Here is a 17,031-nt window from a genome sequence, read left to right on the forward strand (position 1 = left end):
AGCGCACACAGATGAATAATAACAATATATTTCGTAAACTGACGATAGCAAGTGTCTTTCTACTGGCCATCAATACAGGCTGTAAAGAATCATGGCTTGAACCTCAGCCACTGTCTTTTTTCACTCCAGAAAACACCTTTACCTCTGAAGGTGGTTTTAACTCGGCCTTGGCTTCCTGCGGACTTAACGTCCGCGATGAATTCTACGCGGATGGTAGCCCCATTATTACCGAACTTCTTTTCTCCGAAATGGCCGTTGAAGGGACTACTGATAAATTTGGCCCAGCGGTAGATTTGAACGTACTCATTACTCCCGATGCCAACCTCAATAGCGCAGACTTCAACCGCATCGGTTGGTACTGGGAAAGAGGGTGGTTGGGCATCCGTTTGGCCAATACGATTATTGACCGGGTACCGCAAGCTACCGCAATCAAAGAAGACGTCAGAAATATCATTCTGGGCAAGGCCTACTTTTATCGGGCTTATCACTACTACCGCTTGGTGCATCAATTTGGCGACATCCCGACCACCTTTAAGGAATTAGCAGAGCCAAAACTAGACTTTACAACCGTAAAGCGTGAAGCAATTTTGCAGAAGATTAAAGCAGACCTTGACTTTGCCATGAAAGTAGTGCCTTGGACCAGCTCCAAAGGGGATGTAAACCGAGGAGCGGTAGGCCACTTACTCACAAAAGTAAATCTGGCACTTGGACTCTACGACGAAGCCATTGCTGCCGCCGACCAAGTAATCAACAACGGCGCTTACAAACTGATGACCTCTCGCTTTGGCGTAGATGCGGGCAATGCTAACAAAAACGTTATCTGGGATTTGCACCGTCCTGCCAATAAATTTTTGGCCAACAACACTGAAGTACTTTTCTCGGTCATTGACCGCTATGGCCTCCCCAGTGCTACCACCACGGGTACGACCTCTATGCGCCAAGCCGTGCCATTTTTCTCCGTCAATACCATCTTGACCCCCGATGGGCGGCAGGGTATGGTACCCAACCAGGTCGAGTTTGATTTGACCACTTTGTATGGACGAGGAATTGGTCGTTGTAGAGCTACTCCATACAGTAGCAAAGATATTTGGGATGACGACAAAGACCTTCGCCACGATACCAAATCAGGTAACTGGATGACGATGGAGAAATTGGTTTACAACAACCCAGCCCTAAAAGGAGTATCTCCTTGGTACGGTAAGCCACTCCAACTGCGCGATGCTAACGGAAAATTATTGGTTTCTACAGGCGACACCATCAGAACTTGGTACGATTGGCCACACTACAAACTATACATCGAAGACCAAATCCGGGTACCTTATCAAGGCGGAAATTCCGACTGGTATATTTTTCGTTTGGCCGAAACCTATCTACTCCGTGCAGAAGCACATTGGTTTAAAGGAAACTTGGCCGCCGCTGCCGACGATGTTAACCGGGTCAGAACCCGGGCAGGATGCAGTCCTTACCCTGTTTCAAAAATTGACATCGGCACCATTTTGGATGAGCGGGGACGCGAATTATACTACGAAGAGCCGCGTAAAACCGAACTTGCCCGCATAGCGTATCAAATGGCAAAATCAGGTAAAAGCTACAATGGCAAAACCTATTCGGTTAGCAATTTTTCGGGGTCAAACTTTTTCTACGATAGGATCATGGACAAAAATATATTTTACAAAAATAGGGTCAGAAATGTCCGTGGAGATTCCTACACCATGAGTCCTTATCACGTATTATGGCCGATTCCCCGTCCTGCTATTTTGGCAAACAGTTTGGGACAAATCAACCAAAACATTGGCTATGCTGGTAGCGAAACCAATAAGCCCGCATTAGACCAAATTACTGAATAGCCCTAAGGACCATTACGATTAAGAAAAGGTTTAGAATGTCATCAAAATCAGATTTTACCGACAAACATTTTGACTCCTTCTAAACCTTTTTCAATATTAATCAGGAGAAACAAACCCTTTTGTACCTTATTCTTGTATAAATAGCTATTTTTAAAAATAAACTCTAGTTATAAAAATAGAATAACAGGGATGTTCTATTGATAAATTCATCCGAATTACTCCAATTCACTAAATAAAGTTCTTATGAAACGTAGAAAATTTTTAGGCCAAACATTAACTGGCGTAGTTGGTGCCATCGGCGTGCCAACCATTGTTCCAGCTTCCGTATTTGGCAAAAATGCGCCCAGCAATAAAATCAACATCGGCCAAATAGGCTGTGGGCGTATCGGCCGCGACCACGATATGGTCGGCACTCTCCAACACGACGTAGCGCGCATGATTGCGGTCTGTGACCTTGACAAAAATCGCTTAATAGACGGCAAAAAACTGGTGGAAGGCTATTACGCCAAAAAGACAGGCAACGCCAACTACGTAGATGCCAAAATGTATGACGACTACCGTGAGATGCTACTCAACAAAGACATCGACGCCGTCATCATCAGTACCCCTGACCACTGGCATTCGCAGCCTGCCATCGAAGCAGCCCTCGCGGGCAAGGATGTTTATCTCCAAAAACCCACATCGCTGACCATTGCTGAAGGCCGGATGTTGAGCGATGTGGTCCAGAAAAAGGGCACAATTCTCCAAGTAGGAACACAGCAACGCTCTTCTCCTCAATTCAGAATCGCGGCTGAACTGGTCCGCAACGGTCGCATCGGAAAGCTACATACCGTCAAAGTAGGTCTTCCTGGCGACCCGTCAGGCCCTTCGGCCCCCATAATGCCCGTTCCAAAAGGCTTTAATTATGATATGTGGCTCGGCTCCACCCCCGAAATGCCTTATACCGAAATTGGCGTTCATCCACAGCAGGGCTACGGCCGTCCAGGCTGGCTGCGCATCGAGCAGTTTGGCGCAGGAATGATTACGGGTTGGGGACAACACCACTTTGACTCCGCCGCGTGGGGAATGGACACCGAACTGACAGGGCCTATTTCGGTACAAGCCGTGGCTGAATTTCCAAAATCAGGTCTCTGGAATGTGCACGGCGACTTTATGGTCAAAGCCGAATACGCCAACGGCATCACGATGTACACCAGTGGAGGTTTCCCCAACGGTATCCGTTACGAAGGAACAGAAGGTTGGATTTTTGTATCGCGTGGCGACTATGTGGCTTCGGCCAGCGACCCTGTTTCGAGAGCTAAGAGCAGCAAAGCCCTCGATGCCAGCGACCCAAAAATCCTCACGTCGGTCATCGGTGAGAACGAAATCCATTTGTATAAAAGCGAAGAGCAACACGGCAACTGGCTGGAATGTATCAAAACGCGTAAAGCGCCGATTTCACCCGTTGAGATTGGTCACCGCGCGTGCAGCGTATGCTTGGTAAGTCACATTGCCATGAAATTGCCACGTAAGTTGCAGTGGGACCCTAAAGCAGAACGTTTTGTCAACGACAGCGAGGCCAACGCCATGCTCAGCCGCCCACAGCGTAAGCCTTACGGTACTACAAATATTAAGATGTAATAAACATGCTGGCGGTTTCTCAAAACCGCGCATAAAAAATATTGAAAGTGGTAGCGGTTTCTCAAAACCGCTACCCTAACCCAATCACTCATGAAGAATTCCGATAATCAACGACGCACATTTTTGAAAGAATCGGCCGCTGGCCTCATGGCCCTTCCTATGCTTTCCACCGATTCTTTCGGCCACATCAAAACCGAGAAAGTAGCCCCTTCGCCCATTATCCATTACGACACCCCACGCATTAAATTTGCAGTCATCGGTATGAACCACGGCCACATTTACGGGCAAGTGGAAGCGGTTATCAGAGGCGGTGGGCAATTGGTTTCGTATTATGCCAAAGAGCCTGATTTGGTAGCGGCATTTGCCAAACGGCATCCCCAAGCCAAGCTCGCTTCGGGCGAAAAAGAAATTTTGGATGACAAATCCATCCAATTAGTGCTAAGCTCAGCCATTGCCAACGAGCGCGCCCCGCTGGGGGTTCGGGTCATGAAAAGTGGCAAGGATTTTATGTCGGACAAACCCGGCATCACTACCCTTGAACAACTCGCCGAAGTACGAAAGGTTCAAAAGCAAACAGGCCGCATTTACTCCATTATGTACAGTGAGCGCCTCGAAAACCGCGCCACCGTAAAAGCGGGAGAATTGGTCAAAGCAGGTGCTATCGGTAAAGTTATTCAAACCATTGGGATGGGCCCGCACCGCATGAATCCCAAAACGCGTCCCGAGTGGTTTTTTCATAAAGAGCAATTTGGAGGAATTATTTGCGACATTGGCTCTCACCAGTTTGACCAATATTTATACTTTACAAACTCCACCCAAGCCGAAATCGTGGCGTCGCAGGTGGGCAACACGCATTATCCACAATACCCTGATTTTGAGGACTTCGGCGATGTGATGCTCCGCGGCAACGGCGGTATGGGTTATATTCGGGTAGACTGGTTTACCCCAGACGGACTCAAAACCTGGGGCGACGGTCGCCTGACAATTTTGGGCACCGATGGCTTCATTGAAATTCGCAAAAATATCGACATTGGTGGGCGAGAAGGCGGCAATCACTTGTTCTTGACCGACCACAAAGAAACACGCTACATTGACTGCACTCAGCAGGAATTGCCTTACGGCCGTCAGTTGGTAGATGATGTACTCAACCGGACTGAAACTGCCATGCCACAAATGCATTGCCTTTTGGCGGCTGAATTGTCTATCAAAGCGCAGAAACAAGCGCAACAGATTCATTTGAAAGCGTAGGGGCAAAACAAATTTTTACCCCAAAACCATTTAGACTCGTACATGAAATATAGCAAAAGATTCCTCTTTCTCGCTGTTGTTTTTCTCATCATGGAAAGCAAAGCGCAAACCAAAATTACGGCGACAAAAAGTAACTCAAAGATTGACATCAATATTAACAACAATTTTTTTACGAGCTACATTTTTTCGCAGGATGAAAAGTATCCTTTTTTCTACCCCGTCAACGGGCCTTCCAACGCGAGCGTGACCTCCATGCGCAACGGAAACTACCCCCACCACAGTTCGTTGTTTTTTGGTTGTGATAAAGTAAACGGTGGTAATTATTGGCAGGAAGGCTTGGAAAAAGGACAGATTATTTCGCTAAGAGCCGATATTGTTCAATCAGGCGGCGACAAGGTTGTGATTGAAAATGAGTGCATTTGGCGTCGTCCCGAGGCCAATTCCCCCATCAAGGACTTTCGCACCATCACCATTACGGCTCCTTCCAAAGACCTGTACCAAATTGATTTTGACGTCACCATGGAAACCCTCATGGATGTGACCATTTTGAAAACCAATCACTCGCTTTTCAGCGGACGCATGGACCCCGATTTGGCGGTTATCAACGGAGGCACCATGATCAATGCCGAAGGAAATCAAGCCGAAAAAGGCACCTTCGGCGTAAAATCACCGTGGATAGATTGCTCTGGAAAAAGAGGTGACAAAGTGGAAGGCATGACCATCATGCAACACCCATCCAACCCTTGGTATCCTTCACCGTGGTTCACGCGTGACTATGGTTTCTTTTCACCTACGCCCATGTATTGGCCGCAGGACGACAAAGCAACGGTGATGAAAAAAGGCGAAAAACTCACCCTGCGCTATCGCGTGTTAGTCCACGCCGGCAACCACCAAACGGCAAATGTGGCAAGTCTGTTTGAAAAATATAAAAGCGAATAATTCTATTGAAACACAGAGTTTTACAAAGTTTATCACAGAGTGCCACGAAAAAAATTAAGGCTCTGTGCAGTACTCAGTGTTTCTTTGTGTCCTGGAAATAAAATAGTCAACAAATGCCATTTATTCAAACTATGCGTTGGTTCGGCCCAAACGACCCCGTTTCACTGATGGATATTCGTCAGGCGGGATGCACGGGCATTGTGACGGCATTACACCAAATCCCAGTTGGAGAAGTTTGGTCCATCGAAGCCATTCAACAACGCATTCAACTCATCGAAGCAGGCAATGACCGCTATACCCCGCTCACGTGGGAAGTGGTAGAAAGCCTGCCCGTTCATGAAGACATCAAAAAAGGGCTGCCGAGTCGGGCACAATACATTGAAAACTACAAAGTATCGTTGCGCAACTTAGCGGCCTGCGGCATCAAAACGGTGTGTTATAACTTCATGCCTGTGCTGGATTGGTCACGCACCAATCTGCACTATGAAATGCCCGATGGCTCTCTCGCCCTGCGTTTTGTGTGGGAAGATTTTGCGGTGTTTGACCTGTGTATTCTCCAACGGGCCAATGCCGAGGCTGATTATACCCTCGAAGTGCAGGAAGCCGCCAAACGAAAATTTGCCGCCATGACGGACGAAGAGATTGCCAAACTGCAAAATACGGTGCTATTGGGCCTACCAGGCTCCAATGAAGCCTTTGAATTGGCCACGTTTCAGGGACTACTGAATAATTATAAACACATCGGCGACCAAGAGTTGCGACAGAATTTGTATTATTTTATTCAACAGATAGCTCCCGTGGCCGAAGAAGTGGGCGTGAATCTCTGTATCCATCCTGATGACCCGCCGAAACCGTTGTTGGGTTTGCCCCGTGTAGTGAGCACCGAAAGCGACTTGGCGCAGTTGATGGCGGCCTGCAGTGTACGCGCCAACGGCATTACGTTTTGTACGGGCTCACTGGGTGTACGTGCCGACAATGATTTACCAAAAATGGTCGAACGCTTCGGCGACCGAATCCATTTTGTGCATTTACGCACCACCAAGCGCGAACCTAACCCGCTCAATTTTCACGAAGCCGCGCATTTGGCGGGCGATGTAGACATGTACGAAGTGGTAAAAGCCTTTGTGTTGGAAGGAAAAAAAAGAAAGAACCAGGGACAAAAGGACGCTATGATTCCGATGCGCCCCGACCACGGACATCAGATGTTAGACGATTTGCACAAAACAGGAAAAGAAAAATCTTATCCAGGTTATTCGGCCATTGGTCGCTTAAAAGGTCTGGCCGAATTGCGGGGTTTGGAAATGGCCATTGAAAGAGGCATGTCTTAAATGCATTGCCTCCTGTTTTATTAACAAATAAAAAGAATCAACAATGGCTTTAGCCAAATGAAATCTAATGACAAGACATTTCTTTCTATTTCTTCTGCTACTCTCCACCGCCGCCCTTGCCGATGATGGTTCGCGGCTTTGGCTCAATTACGATTTAATCAAAGACGCCAAGCAGCGAGAAAGCTATGCTCCGTTTACAAAATTCATCGCCGTTGCCTCCGATCATCAAACCCTTAAAATCGCCTCCGAAGAACTTAAACTGGGCTTACAGGGCTTGTTGGGCAAAAAAATTGCTACTGTAAAAACGGCAACAACAAGCGGAGGAATCATTCTGAACGTTAACAAAAACGCCCCTTCAAGTGCGAATATTTCCAACGAAGGATATGAGATTTACACCGAAAAAGGCAACATTATCATCTCCTCTAAGTCTGAAACGGGCGTGTTGTACGGGGCATTTGAATTGTTGAGAGCCATTCAAACGGGCAAATCTCTCGCCAAGCTTTCCGTTACTAGCAGCCCAAAGGTAAAGATTCGAATGCTTAACCACTGGGACAACGCCAACGGAACCGTTGAGCGCGGCTATGCAGGCTCGTCGATGTGGAAATGGAACGAACTACCCCACCGCGTTGACCCGCGCTATGTCATGTACGCCCGCGCCAATGCGTCGATAGGCATCAACGCCACTTCCATCAACAACGTCAATGCCAGTTCTCGGTTTCTGACCGCAGAATATTTGGAAAAAATCAAAGCCGTTGCCGATGTACTTCGCCCCTACGGCATCAAAGTTTTTATTTCGGTCAACTTCCGTTCTCCCCGCACCCTCGGCGGACTCAAAACCTCCGACCCGCTCGATCCCGAAGTGCGTAAATGGTGGAACGACAAAACCAAAGAGATTCACCAATACATTCCGGATTTTGGTGGGTATTTAGTCAAAGCCAATTCGGAAGGTGAACCCGGCCCGCAGGATTACGGCCGCACCCACGCCGACGGCGCCAACATGCTAGCCGAAGCCATGCGTCCGTTCAGCGGCATCGTTATCTGGCGGGCATTTGTATACAATGCCGACCCCAACGGCGACCGTTTTAAGGAAGGCTACGCTCAATTCAAACCTCTCGACGGTACATTCGACCCTAAAGTGATTGTCCAAGTCAAAAATGGCCCCATTGATTTTATGCCTCGGGAGCCATTTCATCCTATGTTTGGAGCTTTTCCAAAAACAACGTTGGGCATGGAATTTCAGATTACACAAGAATATTTGGGCCAATCCACCCACCTGACCTATTTGGCTCCGATGTTCAAAGAGTGTTTGGACACCGATACCTACGCCAAAGGGCAAGGCTCTACCGTGGCCAAAGTCATTGACGGAAGCTTGTACGATGCCCAGTACTCTTTAATGGCGGGTGTGGCCAACACGGGTTCAGATATCAACTGGTGCGGGCACCCCTTCAACCAAAGCAATTGGTACGCTTTTGGCCGATTAGCTTGGGACCACACACTGTCGTCGGAGCAGATAGCTTCAGAATGGATTCGAATGACCCTGACCCAAGCCAAACCAACGGAGCAGAAAATCTCCGACATGATGTTGAAATCGCATCCCATTTACGTGAGTTATACGTACCCCTTGGGAACGTCTCACATGATGGGCGAAAGTCACCACTACGGCCCCGAGCCTTGGCTGGCCAAAAGTGCCCGCCCCGATTGGACATCGGTGTATTATCACCGCGCTGATTCTATAGGTCTAGGATTTGACCGAACAGGAAAGTTGAGCAATGCCTTGCAACTTTACAGTCCCGAAGTTCAGCAAAAGTGGGGCAACCCCGAACAATGCCCGCTCGACTATTTGCTTTGGTTTCACCACGTGCCTTGGTCCAAGAAACTCAGTACGGGCCGCAGCCTTTGGGATGAGTTGTGCGTGCGTTATTACGACGGCGTAGTACAAGTGGGAAACTTGCAAAAGACTTGGGAAAGCCTCAAAGCAAACGTTGACCCCGAAATCTTTGAAAACGTAAAAGGCAGGTTGAAAATACAAGAAAAGGAGGCCTTGTGGTGGCGCGACGCGTGCGTGTTATACTTTGGAGAATATTCAAAAATGCCCATTCCCAAGCCATTAATACCGCCCCAAAGAACATTAAATGAAGTTAAAAAATTAGTAGAAATTTATCATTTGCGATGAGAGAACAAGAAAATTCAGCGGAAGAACTTACCTTAACCCATACCCAATCCGTATTCTCCTTGGAGGGAAAAATTGCGCTGATTACGGGCGGCGGCAGCGGCATTGGTTACGATATTGCCCAGTGCATGACCCACGCGGGCGCCACGGTCATCATCACAGGCCGGCGCGAGCACGCGCTTCAGGAGGCCACGGCAGCCTTGGGCACATCGGCCCATTATGTTGTCAATGACGTCACGGAATTAGACACCTTGGAAGGCTTGGTCGAAACCATTGTAAACACCTACGGCGAAATTGACATTTTGGTCAACAATGCAGGCATCAACATGAAAAAACCTGCCTTGGAGGTCACAAATGACGATTTTGACCGCATCATTCATACCAACCTCAACGCCGTTTTTGCCCTTACCCGCGCCTGCGCCAAACGCATGGTTGCCCGCCAAAGTGGGTCGATTCTGATGATTTCATCCATGGCCGCCTATTATGGCATCGACCGCGTGGTGGCCTATGCCGCGTCCAAATCGGGCGTAGAAGGCATGGTGAAAGTGTTGGCGTCTGAATTTTCAAAATACAACGTTCGGGTCAACGCCATTGCGCCGGGTTTCATCGAAACCAACATGATGAAAACTGCCATGAGCAGCGACCCCGACCGCATGAACCGCGCCCTCAACCGAACACCCATGGGCAAATTTGGTAAGCCTCAAGACATTGGCTGGGCTGCTGTCTTTTTAGCCTCCGAGGCCGCTGCTTACATCACTGGCGCTTCATTGCCAGTCGATGGAGGAAATTCAATTGGGTTTTAACATTTGTGGTACGATAAATGCTTTTTAACAAAGGTATTTATTGTACCACCAACCTAGTTAACTACCTGTTATGATGAAATTTTCACTTTTATTTTTCGGATGTTTTTTGCTGACAAGTTATCTCTTTGCCCAAACCATAACTGCTTTTGCCAGTCGGGATTCGGTTGATATTTTCCAACAGGGAACAGCTCCCAGTGTGATTAATCAGTATAATGCATTGTGGGAAAATGCCGACCAGAAAGCCTTTTGGGCAGAATTTCAGCAAAAATTTACCAATGATTTCGACCCAAAAAAACAGTACGAACTCCTGTTTTCCCAAACCGTCGACATGCGAGAAATTGAACTGTTTAAGGCCCGAAACCAGCAGATAACATTTTTAAAAACCCATCCCAAATTTTCGGCTTTTTCCGATGCCTTTAAACGCTACATCGAAAATACCGCCCGTTGGAATTATTGGTATTGGCTGCTCAACTACGCCGTAACCCGTAGCAATGCCGATACCAAAAACCTTAAAATGTCGGCGCTTCCCAACGTAATGACCGAGGCACTCGACCCAAAAAAAATCGCCGACGAAGAGGCTTTCTTAACCGCCCCTTTCCGAGATTTTTTGCCCGTATTTGTCACTTATTTTAATTCAAGAGATCACGCCTTCAATAAATACACCGACTTATCGGCGGCCATGAATGATAAAGTAGCTTTTGCCAAACGATACCTAACGGGTAATTTGCTCCCTTTTTATCTCTGCCGATTGCTGCGCGACAACTGCGCAACTACCCCCAAAGAGGCCGTCACAAACACCCTTGATGTCTTAAAAATCCTGCCCCAAACCGAGCGCTATGTAGCATTGGCTACTCAAAAATGTTACGAAGTTCTCACTAGAAAGGAAGAGAAGAAAACAACACCTGAACCCGAAAAAATCGCCAAAAAAGGCGACGAAATTGCATTTTCATCAATCGACGGGAAGAGTTTTTACCTGTCTGACTTCAAAGGCAAAGTCGTTTATGTAGACTTTTGGGCGAGTTGGTGCGGCCCCTGTCGGGCGGAGTTCCCGTATTCAAAAACCATGCACGAAAAGTTGACGGAAAAACAGTTAAAAAAAATCGTTTTCCTCTACATCTCAGTCGACCAAAACCCACAACTCTGGAAAAAAGCCCTTCAAGAACTACAACTTCCGGGTGAACACGGCCACGTAAACGGAGCGCGCAGTGCGCAGCTTCTCAGTAAATTTGCCATTACAGGCATTCCACGGTACATGATTATTGATAAAGACGGTAAAATTGTCGCCGCCGACGCCTCTCGTCCCAGCTCTCCCAACACGCTTACTGAACTGTTGAAATTGATTGACTAAGCCTACCTAACCCCGTCCTTACCGATGAAATCTTACGCTTTGTTGTTGGTAATTGAATTGTTTACACTCAATTCGGCAGCCCAAAAACCCGTGGGTATTTTTGAAAACCACAACGACATCGGGAAGGTACTCCACGCAAAAATCACCAGTGAACTTCTTTTGAAGGACATTGTTTGATGTGGCCTAGCATAGCAAGTATTGAAAATACCCAAAACCCAACTCCCTTAAAATGAAACCCTTAAAACAATTCTTGCTATTCTCCCTCTTACCTTTTTCAACTTTTGCGCAATTTGGGCTTGCCGCAGCTCAACGCGACAGCCTTAATAAGCTCACCGCCGCCGACCACGCCCACATGAAGCAGCAACTAGGCATCAAAACCTTACGGCCTGGCCCAAGCGGTAACGAAGCGGCTCCCAACCACGCCAATTATGACGAATCAATCGCTAATCCCTGCCCTAATTTGCCCGATATTTTGACTTTGAAAAATAGCAACAAAGTCACCTCTGCCGATGTGTGGTGGGCACAACGCCGCCCCGAAATCATCGAAGAATTTGAACGCGAAGTATACGGAAGGCTACCTAAAAATATCCCAAAAGTAACGTGGAAAGTGGACGCCGTAGACAATGAATTTGTGGGACGGATTCCTGTGGTAGCTAAAAAATTGACTGGTCATGTCGACAACAGTGCCTATCCTTCCGTCAAAGTGGACATCAACATGATGTTGGTGGTTCCTTCCAACGTAAAAGGTCCCGTGCCAGTGTTGATGATGTTTGGGCGCCCGTCTTTCCCTTCTCCTGCCCAGCCCAACAATGAAGATTTTGAAAAAATCAATGCGGCGTTCAAAGAGATGCTCATCAAAAGTAATCCCGAAATGAAGGCCATTTTTGATAAATATCCCGCTTACAGCCCCGTTGCCCGCGCATCCCTCCCCAATTTCTTTGCACCCCTTCCCAATGGCGACTCCCCGGGTACAGAACAGTTGTTGGCCGCAGGTTGGGGCTATTGCACCATTGACCCTGTGAGTATTCAGGCAGACAATGGCGCGGGGTTGACAAAAGGTATCATCGGCTTGGTCAATAAAGGTCAATACCGTAAACCCGACGATTGGGGTTCGCTCCGGGCTTGGGCGTGGGGCGCGGCGCGCGGCTTGGATTATTTAGAAACCGACCCCGTCGTAGATACTAAAAAAGTGGGCATCGAAGGCGTTTCCCGTTATGGAAAAGCTGCTTTAGTGACCTTAGCATTTGAACCACGCTTTGCAGTAGGACTGATTGCATCGTCTGGGAAAGGCGGCACCACCTTGCATCGTAGAGTTTTTGGCGAAGCCATCGAAAGCCTGACGGCTAGCGGCGAGTATCATTGGATGGCCGGAAATTATCTAAAATACGGCACCGAAGAATCTAGTTTTGGCAAAAAAACGGGTTGCGATTTGTCGGTAGATTCGCATGAATTAATTGCGCTGTGTGCACCTCGCCTGTGTTATGTCAGCTACGGGATTCCCGAAAAAGGTGATGCCAAATGGCTCGACCAACAAGGCAGTTACATGGCAACAATTGCGGCCGGCTCCGCCTATAAACTCTTGGGTGCAAAAGATTTAGGAGTATCAAACGACCCGATGAAAGAAAAAATGCCACCCATGCTTACGAGTATGCACAACGGGCAACTGTCGTGGAGACAGCACGACGGCGGCCACACCGACCAACCCAACTTTCAGCATTTTATCCCTTGGGCAAGCAAGATGCTGAAATATGAAAAAGCAGGGCAGTAACATAAAGTCGATTGCCACTTTTTATATTTAACCATCGCATCGGCGAACCGATAAGAAATATAAGGTCATATAAGTTTCAAAATACCTAATAGATAGCATCTTATATTTTCTTTTATGCCTTATATGGTTTAGTAAATCCTCATTAAACCTTCCCTTCAACATGAAAACAAATCGCCGAGATTTTATCAAAACCACAGGCTTTGGGGCCGTTGGTTTGGGAGTATTATCGTCTGTTGACCTATTCGCCACGGACACTATTACTTCACTCCCCCGCAAAAGCCCCGAATCACAGGGAGTAATGAGTGAGGGCATTCGCAATTTCCTGAAAGCAACCAAAGAATCAGGCTTAGAATGGCATAGTTTTATGCTGGTACGCCACGGAAACGTGGTAGCCGAAGGTTGGTGGAAACCTTTTGAAGCCGCCAACAAACACACGCTGTATTCGCTCTCGAAAAGTTTTACAAGTTCGGCCATTGGATTCTTGGTCAACGAAGGTAAAATTACGGTCAATGATCAAGTGATTTCATTTTTTCCTGAACATACGCCTGCTAATGCGAGCGAGAACCTGAAAGCGATGAAAATCAATCATTTGCTCACGATGAATACGGGACATCATACCGATTCAATGCCTGATATTCGGGCCAAACCCGACCAAAATTGGGTAAAATCATTCCTCGAAAAACCGGTTGAACACGAGCCAAGTACGTTTTTTATGTATAACACGGGGGCAACCTATATACTCGGTGCCATCGTCCACAAAGTAACGGGCCAAACCCTCGAAGAATACTTAGAACCCCGCCTTTTCAAACCATTGGGCATCACCGGCTACGATTGGGAGAAATCTCCGCAGGGACTCAACACCGCCGGATATGGCCTCCGCGTCAGTACCGAAGACATTGCCAAGTTTGGGCAACTATATCTCCAAAAAGGCAAATGGCAGGGCAAACAGCTTTTGCCCGCCGCTTGGGTGGAAGAGGCCACCAGCAAACGAACCACTTCACAGGCAGGCGACAACGATTGGTCACAGGGGTATGGTTATCAGTTTTGGCGCTGCAAACCAGGCTTTTACCGAGGTGATGGTGCCTACGGACAATTCTGCATGGTCATGCCCGAGCAAGACGCCGTTTTGGTGATGACGTGCGAAAGTTTCAATCTGCAAAAAACGATGGACGTGGCGTATCAAACCATCTTACCAGCATTGAAAAATGAGAAATTGGCCGAAAATCCATCGGAATTAGCTATGCTTCAATCTGAAATCGCAGCCCTTACCCTACCCGTTCCCAAAGGTAAAATAGCATCACCGTTAATGAGCAAATACAGCGATAAGGTGTTTAACGTAGAAAAAAATACCATTGGATTGACGCAAATCGGTTTCGGGCTCTTTGATGATGCGGGCGTTTTGCGGGTCAACTACGGCAACGGCATGGAAAAAGTAGGTTTTGGGTGGGAAAAATGGAAAGTGAATCCCAACAAACGCCGGAATCCTTTCTCCGCCAATCCGATTGTAATCCCTTCTCGTATCGCAAGCACCGCTACCTGGTTGGATGACAATACGTTACAGATCAATTTCAAGTTTGTGGACCAAGTACACGGCGACAAACTCACCGTCAAATTTGAGGGCAACAACGTGACCGTAGCCCTGCTCAGCAGCGTTTCGGAAAACAACAAAAACAGCCCCGAAAAAAGAGAAGCGATTAAAGGGACAATGGTCTGATAACCTTTCATTGACAATGATAAAATCTGCCTCAGATCCCTCCTGCGTCGGGATGACAAATTGAATAAAACAATCACTTTCAACCCATTACCTACATGAAAAAAACTCTATTCTTGCTAACCATTGTCTTGAGTTTCAGAGCAATGGCTCAACCCAACATTGAAACCGCCACTATCAGCACCATCAAAATCAAAAACCACATTCATCTGCTCCAATGGACAGGGGCGGGTAACATGATGTTGCTCTCGGGAAAAGACGGCAATATTTTGATTGACGACCAATTTGCCCCTTTGTCCGAAAAAATCAACACCGCAATCCAAGCCGTCAACAAAGGACCGATTAAGTTTTTGTTCAATACGCACTACCACGGTGACCATTCGGGAGGCAACGAAAATTTTGCCAAAATGGGCGCGACTATCTTTGCCCACGAAAATGTTCGTGCACGGATGTCGGTGGACACGACCAAAATACGGTTCAGACAAAAACCCAAAGCGGTTGCCGAAGCCGCTTGGCCCGTGATTACGTACAAAGAAGGAATGACGCTGCACCTCAACGGCGAAGATGTGATCCTTTTCCACGTAGACAATGCCCATACCGACGGCGATGTGCTATTTTACTTAGTGCAAAGCAACGTTTTACATACCGGCGATTGCTTTATGAAAGATCGGTTCCCGTTCATTGACAACAATTCTGGCGGGTCGGTAGACGGTTGGCTCAATGCGGCAGCGCGGGCGCTGACCCTCATTGACGACGAAACCGTCATCATTCCAGGTCACGGCGATTTGGCGACCAAAAAGGATTATCGAACTGTACGCGATGCCGTGATGGCGCTTCGTGATGCCGTCAGAAAAGAAGTAAAAGCCAACACTTCGTTGGACGGAATCATCGCTAAAAATTTGGCAAAGGACTACGACACGACCTTCGGCAGCGGATTTATCAAAGGGGAAGCGCTGATTCGGACCATTTACATTGAGCAGGTCAACAAACGATAACAGCTTTTAAAACATATTTAAACCTCATAAATTACTAATAAATCCTTGCGCGTGAGGTATGCCTGTCCAGCGTATTGCGCATAGGATTGAGCGTAGAAGCATTGGACAGGCTGCCCTTTTCTTTGCTTCGTTTCTTTTGGGCAAGCAAAAGAAATGAAGGGGCTCACCAAAGTAAATTTGTCGATTAAGCCAATCAGAAGCAAATCACCGAAGTGTATTTAAACATACTCTTAATTGCTAAAAATCAACCCCATGCTAAAGCTACTGCTTCCTTTATTCCTTATCAGCCATCTTGTTTTTACGCAGACCACTGAACCCATTTTTTCCAAAGTCTACAAATGGTCAGACGCGCAGGTAATCAAAAGACCGAAAGGCGAAGCACGTCCTATTTTGGAAGGGACAACGCCCCATTTTAAGTTGTTTAAAGTACACGCTACCACCGTTAATCCCAAAAGCAGAATGCGCGACAGCGAGTACACCCAAGAAAATGAGGAACTGCTCATCATAAAAGAAGGTGTTCTGACGGTGACCGTAGAAGGCAAAACCAAAGAACTGAAGCCCGGAGGCATTGCCTTGATTATGTCGGGCGATAAGCGCAGTGTGGTCAACAACACCGATACACCCGTTACATACTATGTTTTTCAGCTCAATTCGGTCGCCCCGCTTGACATTGAAAGAGGCAAAACAGCCGGCGGGTCGCTGCTGCTCAATTGGGACGAAACCGAGTTTAAAGGCCACGACAAAGGCGGGAGAAGGAATTTTTTCGACCGCCCAACGAGCATGAGCAAGCGTTTTGAAATGCACGTAACCACCCTCACGGGCAATTGGATGAGCCACCCCGCGCACCGCCACCCGGCCGCCGAGATTTTGATGTTGGTCAACAGTCAGGAAGGCGAAGCCGATAGCCAAGCCAAGGAAACCATTGATGGCGTATGGCATGACTCGAAAGTCGGTGACATCATTTTCCTCAACTCAAACGTGCCGCACGGCCTTCAAAACACCAGCAAAGGCTCCTGCACGTATTTTGCTTTTCAGTTTGAATGAGTAAGTATCAGGCTTTTCAGTTTTTTGACACAGAGTTGCACGGAGGCTCTCACTGAGGTTCACAGAGTTTTAACTACCTATTTACATCTGTGATACTCTGTGTTTAGCCGCGGCGGCGGGCCGCTCGGAGAAACCGCTGGTACTGTCTTAAAATACAAATTTTGAAATAGAATTTTTTTAATATTTTTGGGACTCAGAAGGAGCGACAGT

At 47.4% G+C, this 17,031-nt stretch carries 13 protein-coding genes; all 13 read left to right on the forward strand.

Annotated features, from left to right (window positions below):
- Positions 1-11 precede the first annotated feature (11 nt).
- The 13 genes from GVN20_RS24430 (at position 12) to GVN20_RS24490 (ending at position 16,821) form a co-directional block, all read left to right on the forward strand.
- Positions 12-1,847: a RagB/SusD family nutrient uptake outer membrane protein gene (locus GVN20_RS24430; protein ID WP_166560858.1), complete on the forward strand. Its 1,836-nt coding sequence runs from the start codon at positions 12-14 to the stop codon at positions 1,845-1,847.
- A 243-nt stretch (positions 1,848-2,090) separates the two neighbouring features.
- Positions 2,091-3,467, forward strand: coding sequence for a Gfo/Idh/MocA family protein (locus GVN20_RS24435; protein WP_166560859.1), 1,377 nt, complete (start codon positions 2,091-2,093; stop codon positions 3,465-3,467).
- Positions 3,468-3,557: 90 nt separating this feature from the next.
- Positions 3,558-4,715 (forward strand): Gfo/Idh/MocA family protein, encoded by a 1,158-nt coding sequence (locus GVN20_RS24440; RefSeq protein WP_166560860.1) that lies wholly within the window; start codon positions 3,558-3,560, stop codon positions 4,713-4,715.
- Positions 4,716-4,757: 42 nt separating this feature from the next.
- Positions 4,758-5,654, forward strand: coding sequence for a PmoA family protein (locus tag GVN20_RS24445; RefSeq protein ID WP_166560861.1), 897 nt, complete (start codon positions 4,758-4,760; stop codon positions 5,652-5,654).
- Positions 5,655-5,767: 113 nt separating this feature from the next.
- Positions 5,768-6,982 (forward strand): mannonate dehydratase, encoded by a 1,215-nt coding sequence (gene uxuA / locus GVN20_RS24450; protein ID WP_166560862.1) that lies wholly within the window; start codon positions 5,768-5,770, stop codon positions 6,980-6,982.
- Between the two features lie 67 nt (positions 6,983-7,049).
- Positions 7,050-9,155, forward strand: a complete 2,106-nt coding sequence (locus GVN20_RS24455) for an alpha-glucuronidase family glycosyl hydrolase (RefSeq protein ID WP_166560863.1) — start codon at positions 7,050-7,052, stop codon at positions 9,153-9,155.
- On the forward strand, positions 9,152-9,955 hold the full coding sequence (locus GVN20_RS24460) for an SDR family NAD(P)-dependent oxidoreductase (RefSeq protein ID WP_166560864.1): 804 nt from the start codon (positions 9,152-9,154) through the stop codon (positions 9,953-9,955). Before GVN20_RS24455 ends, GVN20_RS24460 begins: the two co-directional genes overlap by 4 nt.
- Before the next feature lie 70 nt (positions 9,956-10,025).
- Positions 10,026-11,303: a TlpA disulfide reductase family protein gene (locus GVN20_RS24465; RefSeq protein ID WP_166560865.1), complete on the forward strand. Its 1,278-nt coding sequence runs from the start codon at positions 10,026-10,028 to the stop codon at positions 11,301-11,303.
- Between the two features lie 24 nt (positions 11,304-11,327).
- Entirely contained in the window at positions 11,328-11,480 is a 153-nt protein-coding gene (locus GVN20_RS24470; protein WP_166560866.1) for a hypothetical protein, read from the forward strand.
- Between the two features lie 52 nt (positions 11,481-11,532).
- Complete coding sequence (locus tag GVN20_RS24475) at positions 11,533-13,071, forward strand: S9 family peptidase (protein ID WP_166560867.1); 1,539 nt, start codon at positions 11,533-11,535, stop codon at positions 13,069-13,071.
- 160 nt (positions 13,072-13,231) lie between these two features.
- Positions 13,232-14,785 (forward strand): serine hydrolase, encoded by a 1,554-nt coding sequence (locus GVN20_RS24480; RefSeq protein WP_166560868.1) that lies wholly within the window; start codon positions 13,232-13,234, stop codon positions 14,783-14,785.
- Positions 14,786-14,880: 95 nt separating this feature from the next.
- The gene (locus GVN20_RS24485) at positions 14,881-15,777 is read left to right on the forward strand and encodes an MBL fold metallo-hydrolase (RefSeq protein WP_166560869.1); all 897 of its coding nucleotides are present in this window, start codon (positions 14,881-14,883) and stop codon (positions 15,775-15,777) included.
- A 252-nt stretch (positions 15,778-16,029) separates the two neighbouring features.
- A complete protein-coding gene (locus GVN20_RS24490; RefSeq protein WP_166560870.1) occupies positions 16,030-16,821 on the forward strand; it encodes a cupin domain-containing protein in 792 nt (263 codons plus the stop codon).
- Positions 16,822-17,031 lie beyond the last annotated feature (210 nt).

Source organism: Runella sp. CRIBMP (genome assembly GCF_009905605.1).
Lineage (GTDB): Bacteria > Bacteroidota > Bacteroidia > Cytophagales > Spirosomataceae > Runella.

Bases quoted from the DNA above. Each gene is read 5' to 3' on its own strand.
- GVN20_RS24440 (WP_166560860.1), top strand. From the start codon at position 3,558: ATGAAGAATTCCGATAATCAACGACGCACATTTTTGAAAGAATCGGCC.
- GVN20_RS24480 (WP_166560868.1), top strand. From the start codon at position 13,232: ATGAAAACAAATCGCCGAGATTTTATCAAAACCACAGGCTTTGGGGCC.
- GVN20_RS24455 (WP_166560863.1), top strand. From the start codon at position 7,050: ATGACAAGACATTTCTTTCTATTTCTTCTGCTACTCTCCACCGCCGCC.
- GVN20_RS24470 (WP_166560866.1), top strand. From the start codon at position 11,328: ATGAAATCTTACGCTTTGTTGTTGGTAATTGAATTGTTTACACTCAAT.
- GVN20_RS24490 (WP_166560870.1), top strand. From the start codon at position 16,030: ATGCTAAAGCTACTGCTTCCTTTATTCCTTATCAGCCATCTTGTTTTT.
- uxuA (WP_166560862.1), top strand. From the start codon at position 5,768: ATGCCATTTATTCAAACTATGCGTTGGTTCGGCCCAAACGACCCCGTT.
- GVN20_RS24460 (WP_166560864.1), top strand. From the start codon at position 9,152: ATGAGAGAACAAGAAAATTCAGCGGAAGAACTTACCTTAACCCATACC.
- GVN20_RS24485 (WP_166560869.1), top strand. From the start codon at position 14,881: ATGAAAAAAACTCTATTCTTGCTAACCATTGTCTTGAGTTTCAGAGCA.
- GVN20_RS24430 (WP_166560858.1), top strand. From the start codon at position 12: ATGAATAATAACAATATATTTCGTAAACTGACGATAGCAAGTGTCTTT.
- GVN20_RS24435 (WP_166560859.1), top strand. From the start codon at position 2,091: ATGAAACGTAGAAAATTTTTAGGCCAAACATTAACTGGCGTAGTTGGT.
- GVN20_RS24445 (WP_166560861.1), top strand. From the start codon at position 4,758: ATGAAATATAGCAAAAGATTCCTCTTTCTCGCTGTTGTTTTTCTCATC.
- GVN20_RS24465 (WP_166560865.1), top strand. From the start codon at position 10,026: ATGATGAAATTTTCACTTTTATTTTTCGGATGTTTTTTGCTGACAAGT.
- GVN20_RS24475 (WP_166560867.1), top strand. From the start codon at position 11,533: ATGAAACCCTTAAAACAATTCTTGCTATTCTCCCTCTTACCTTTTTCA.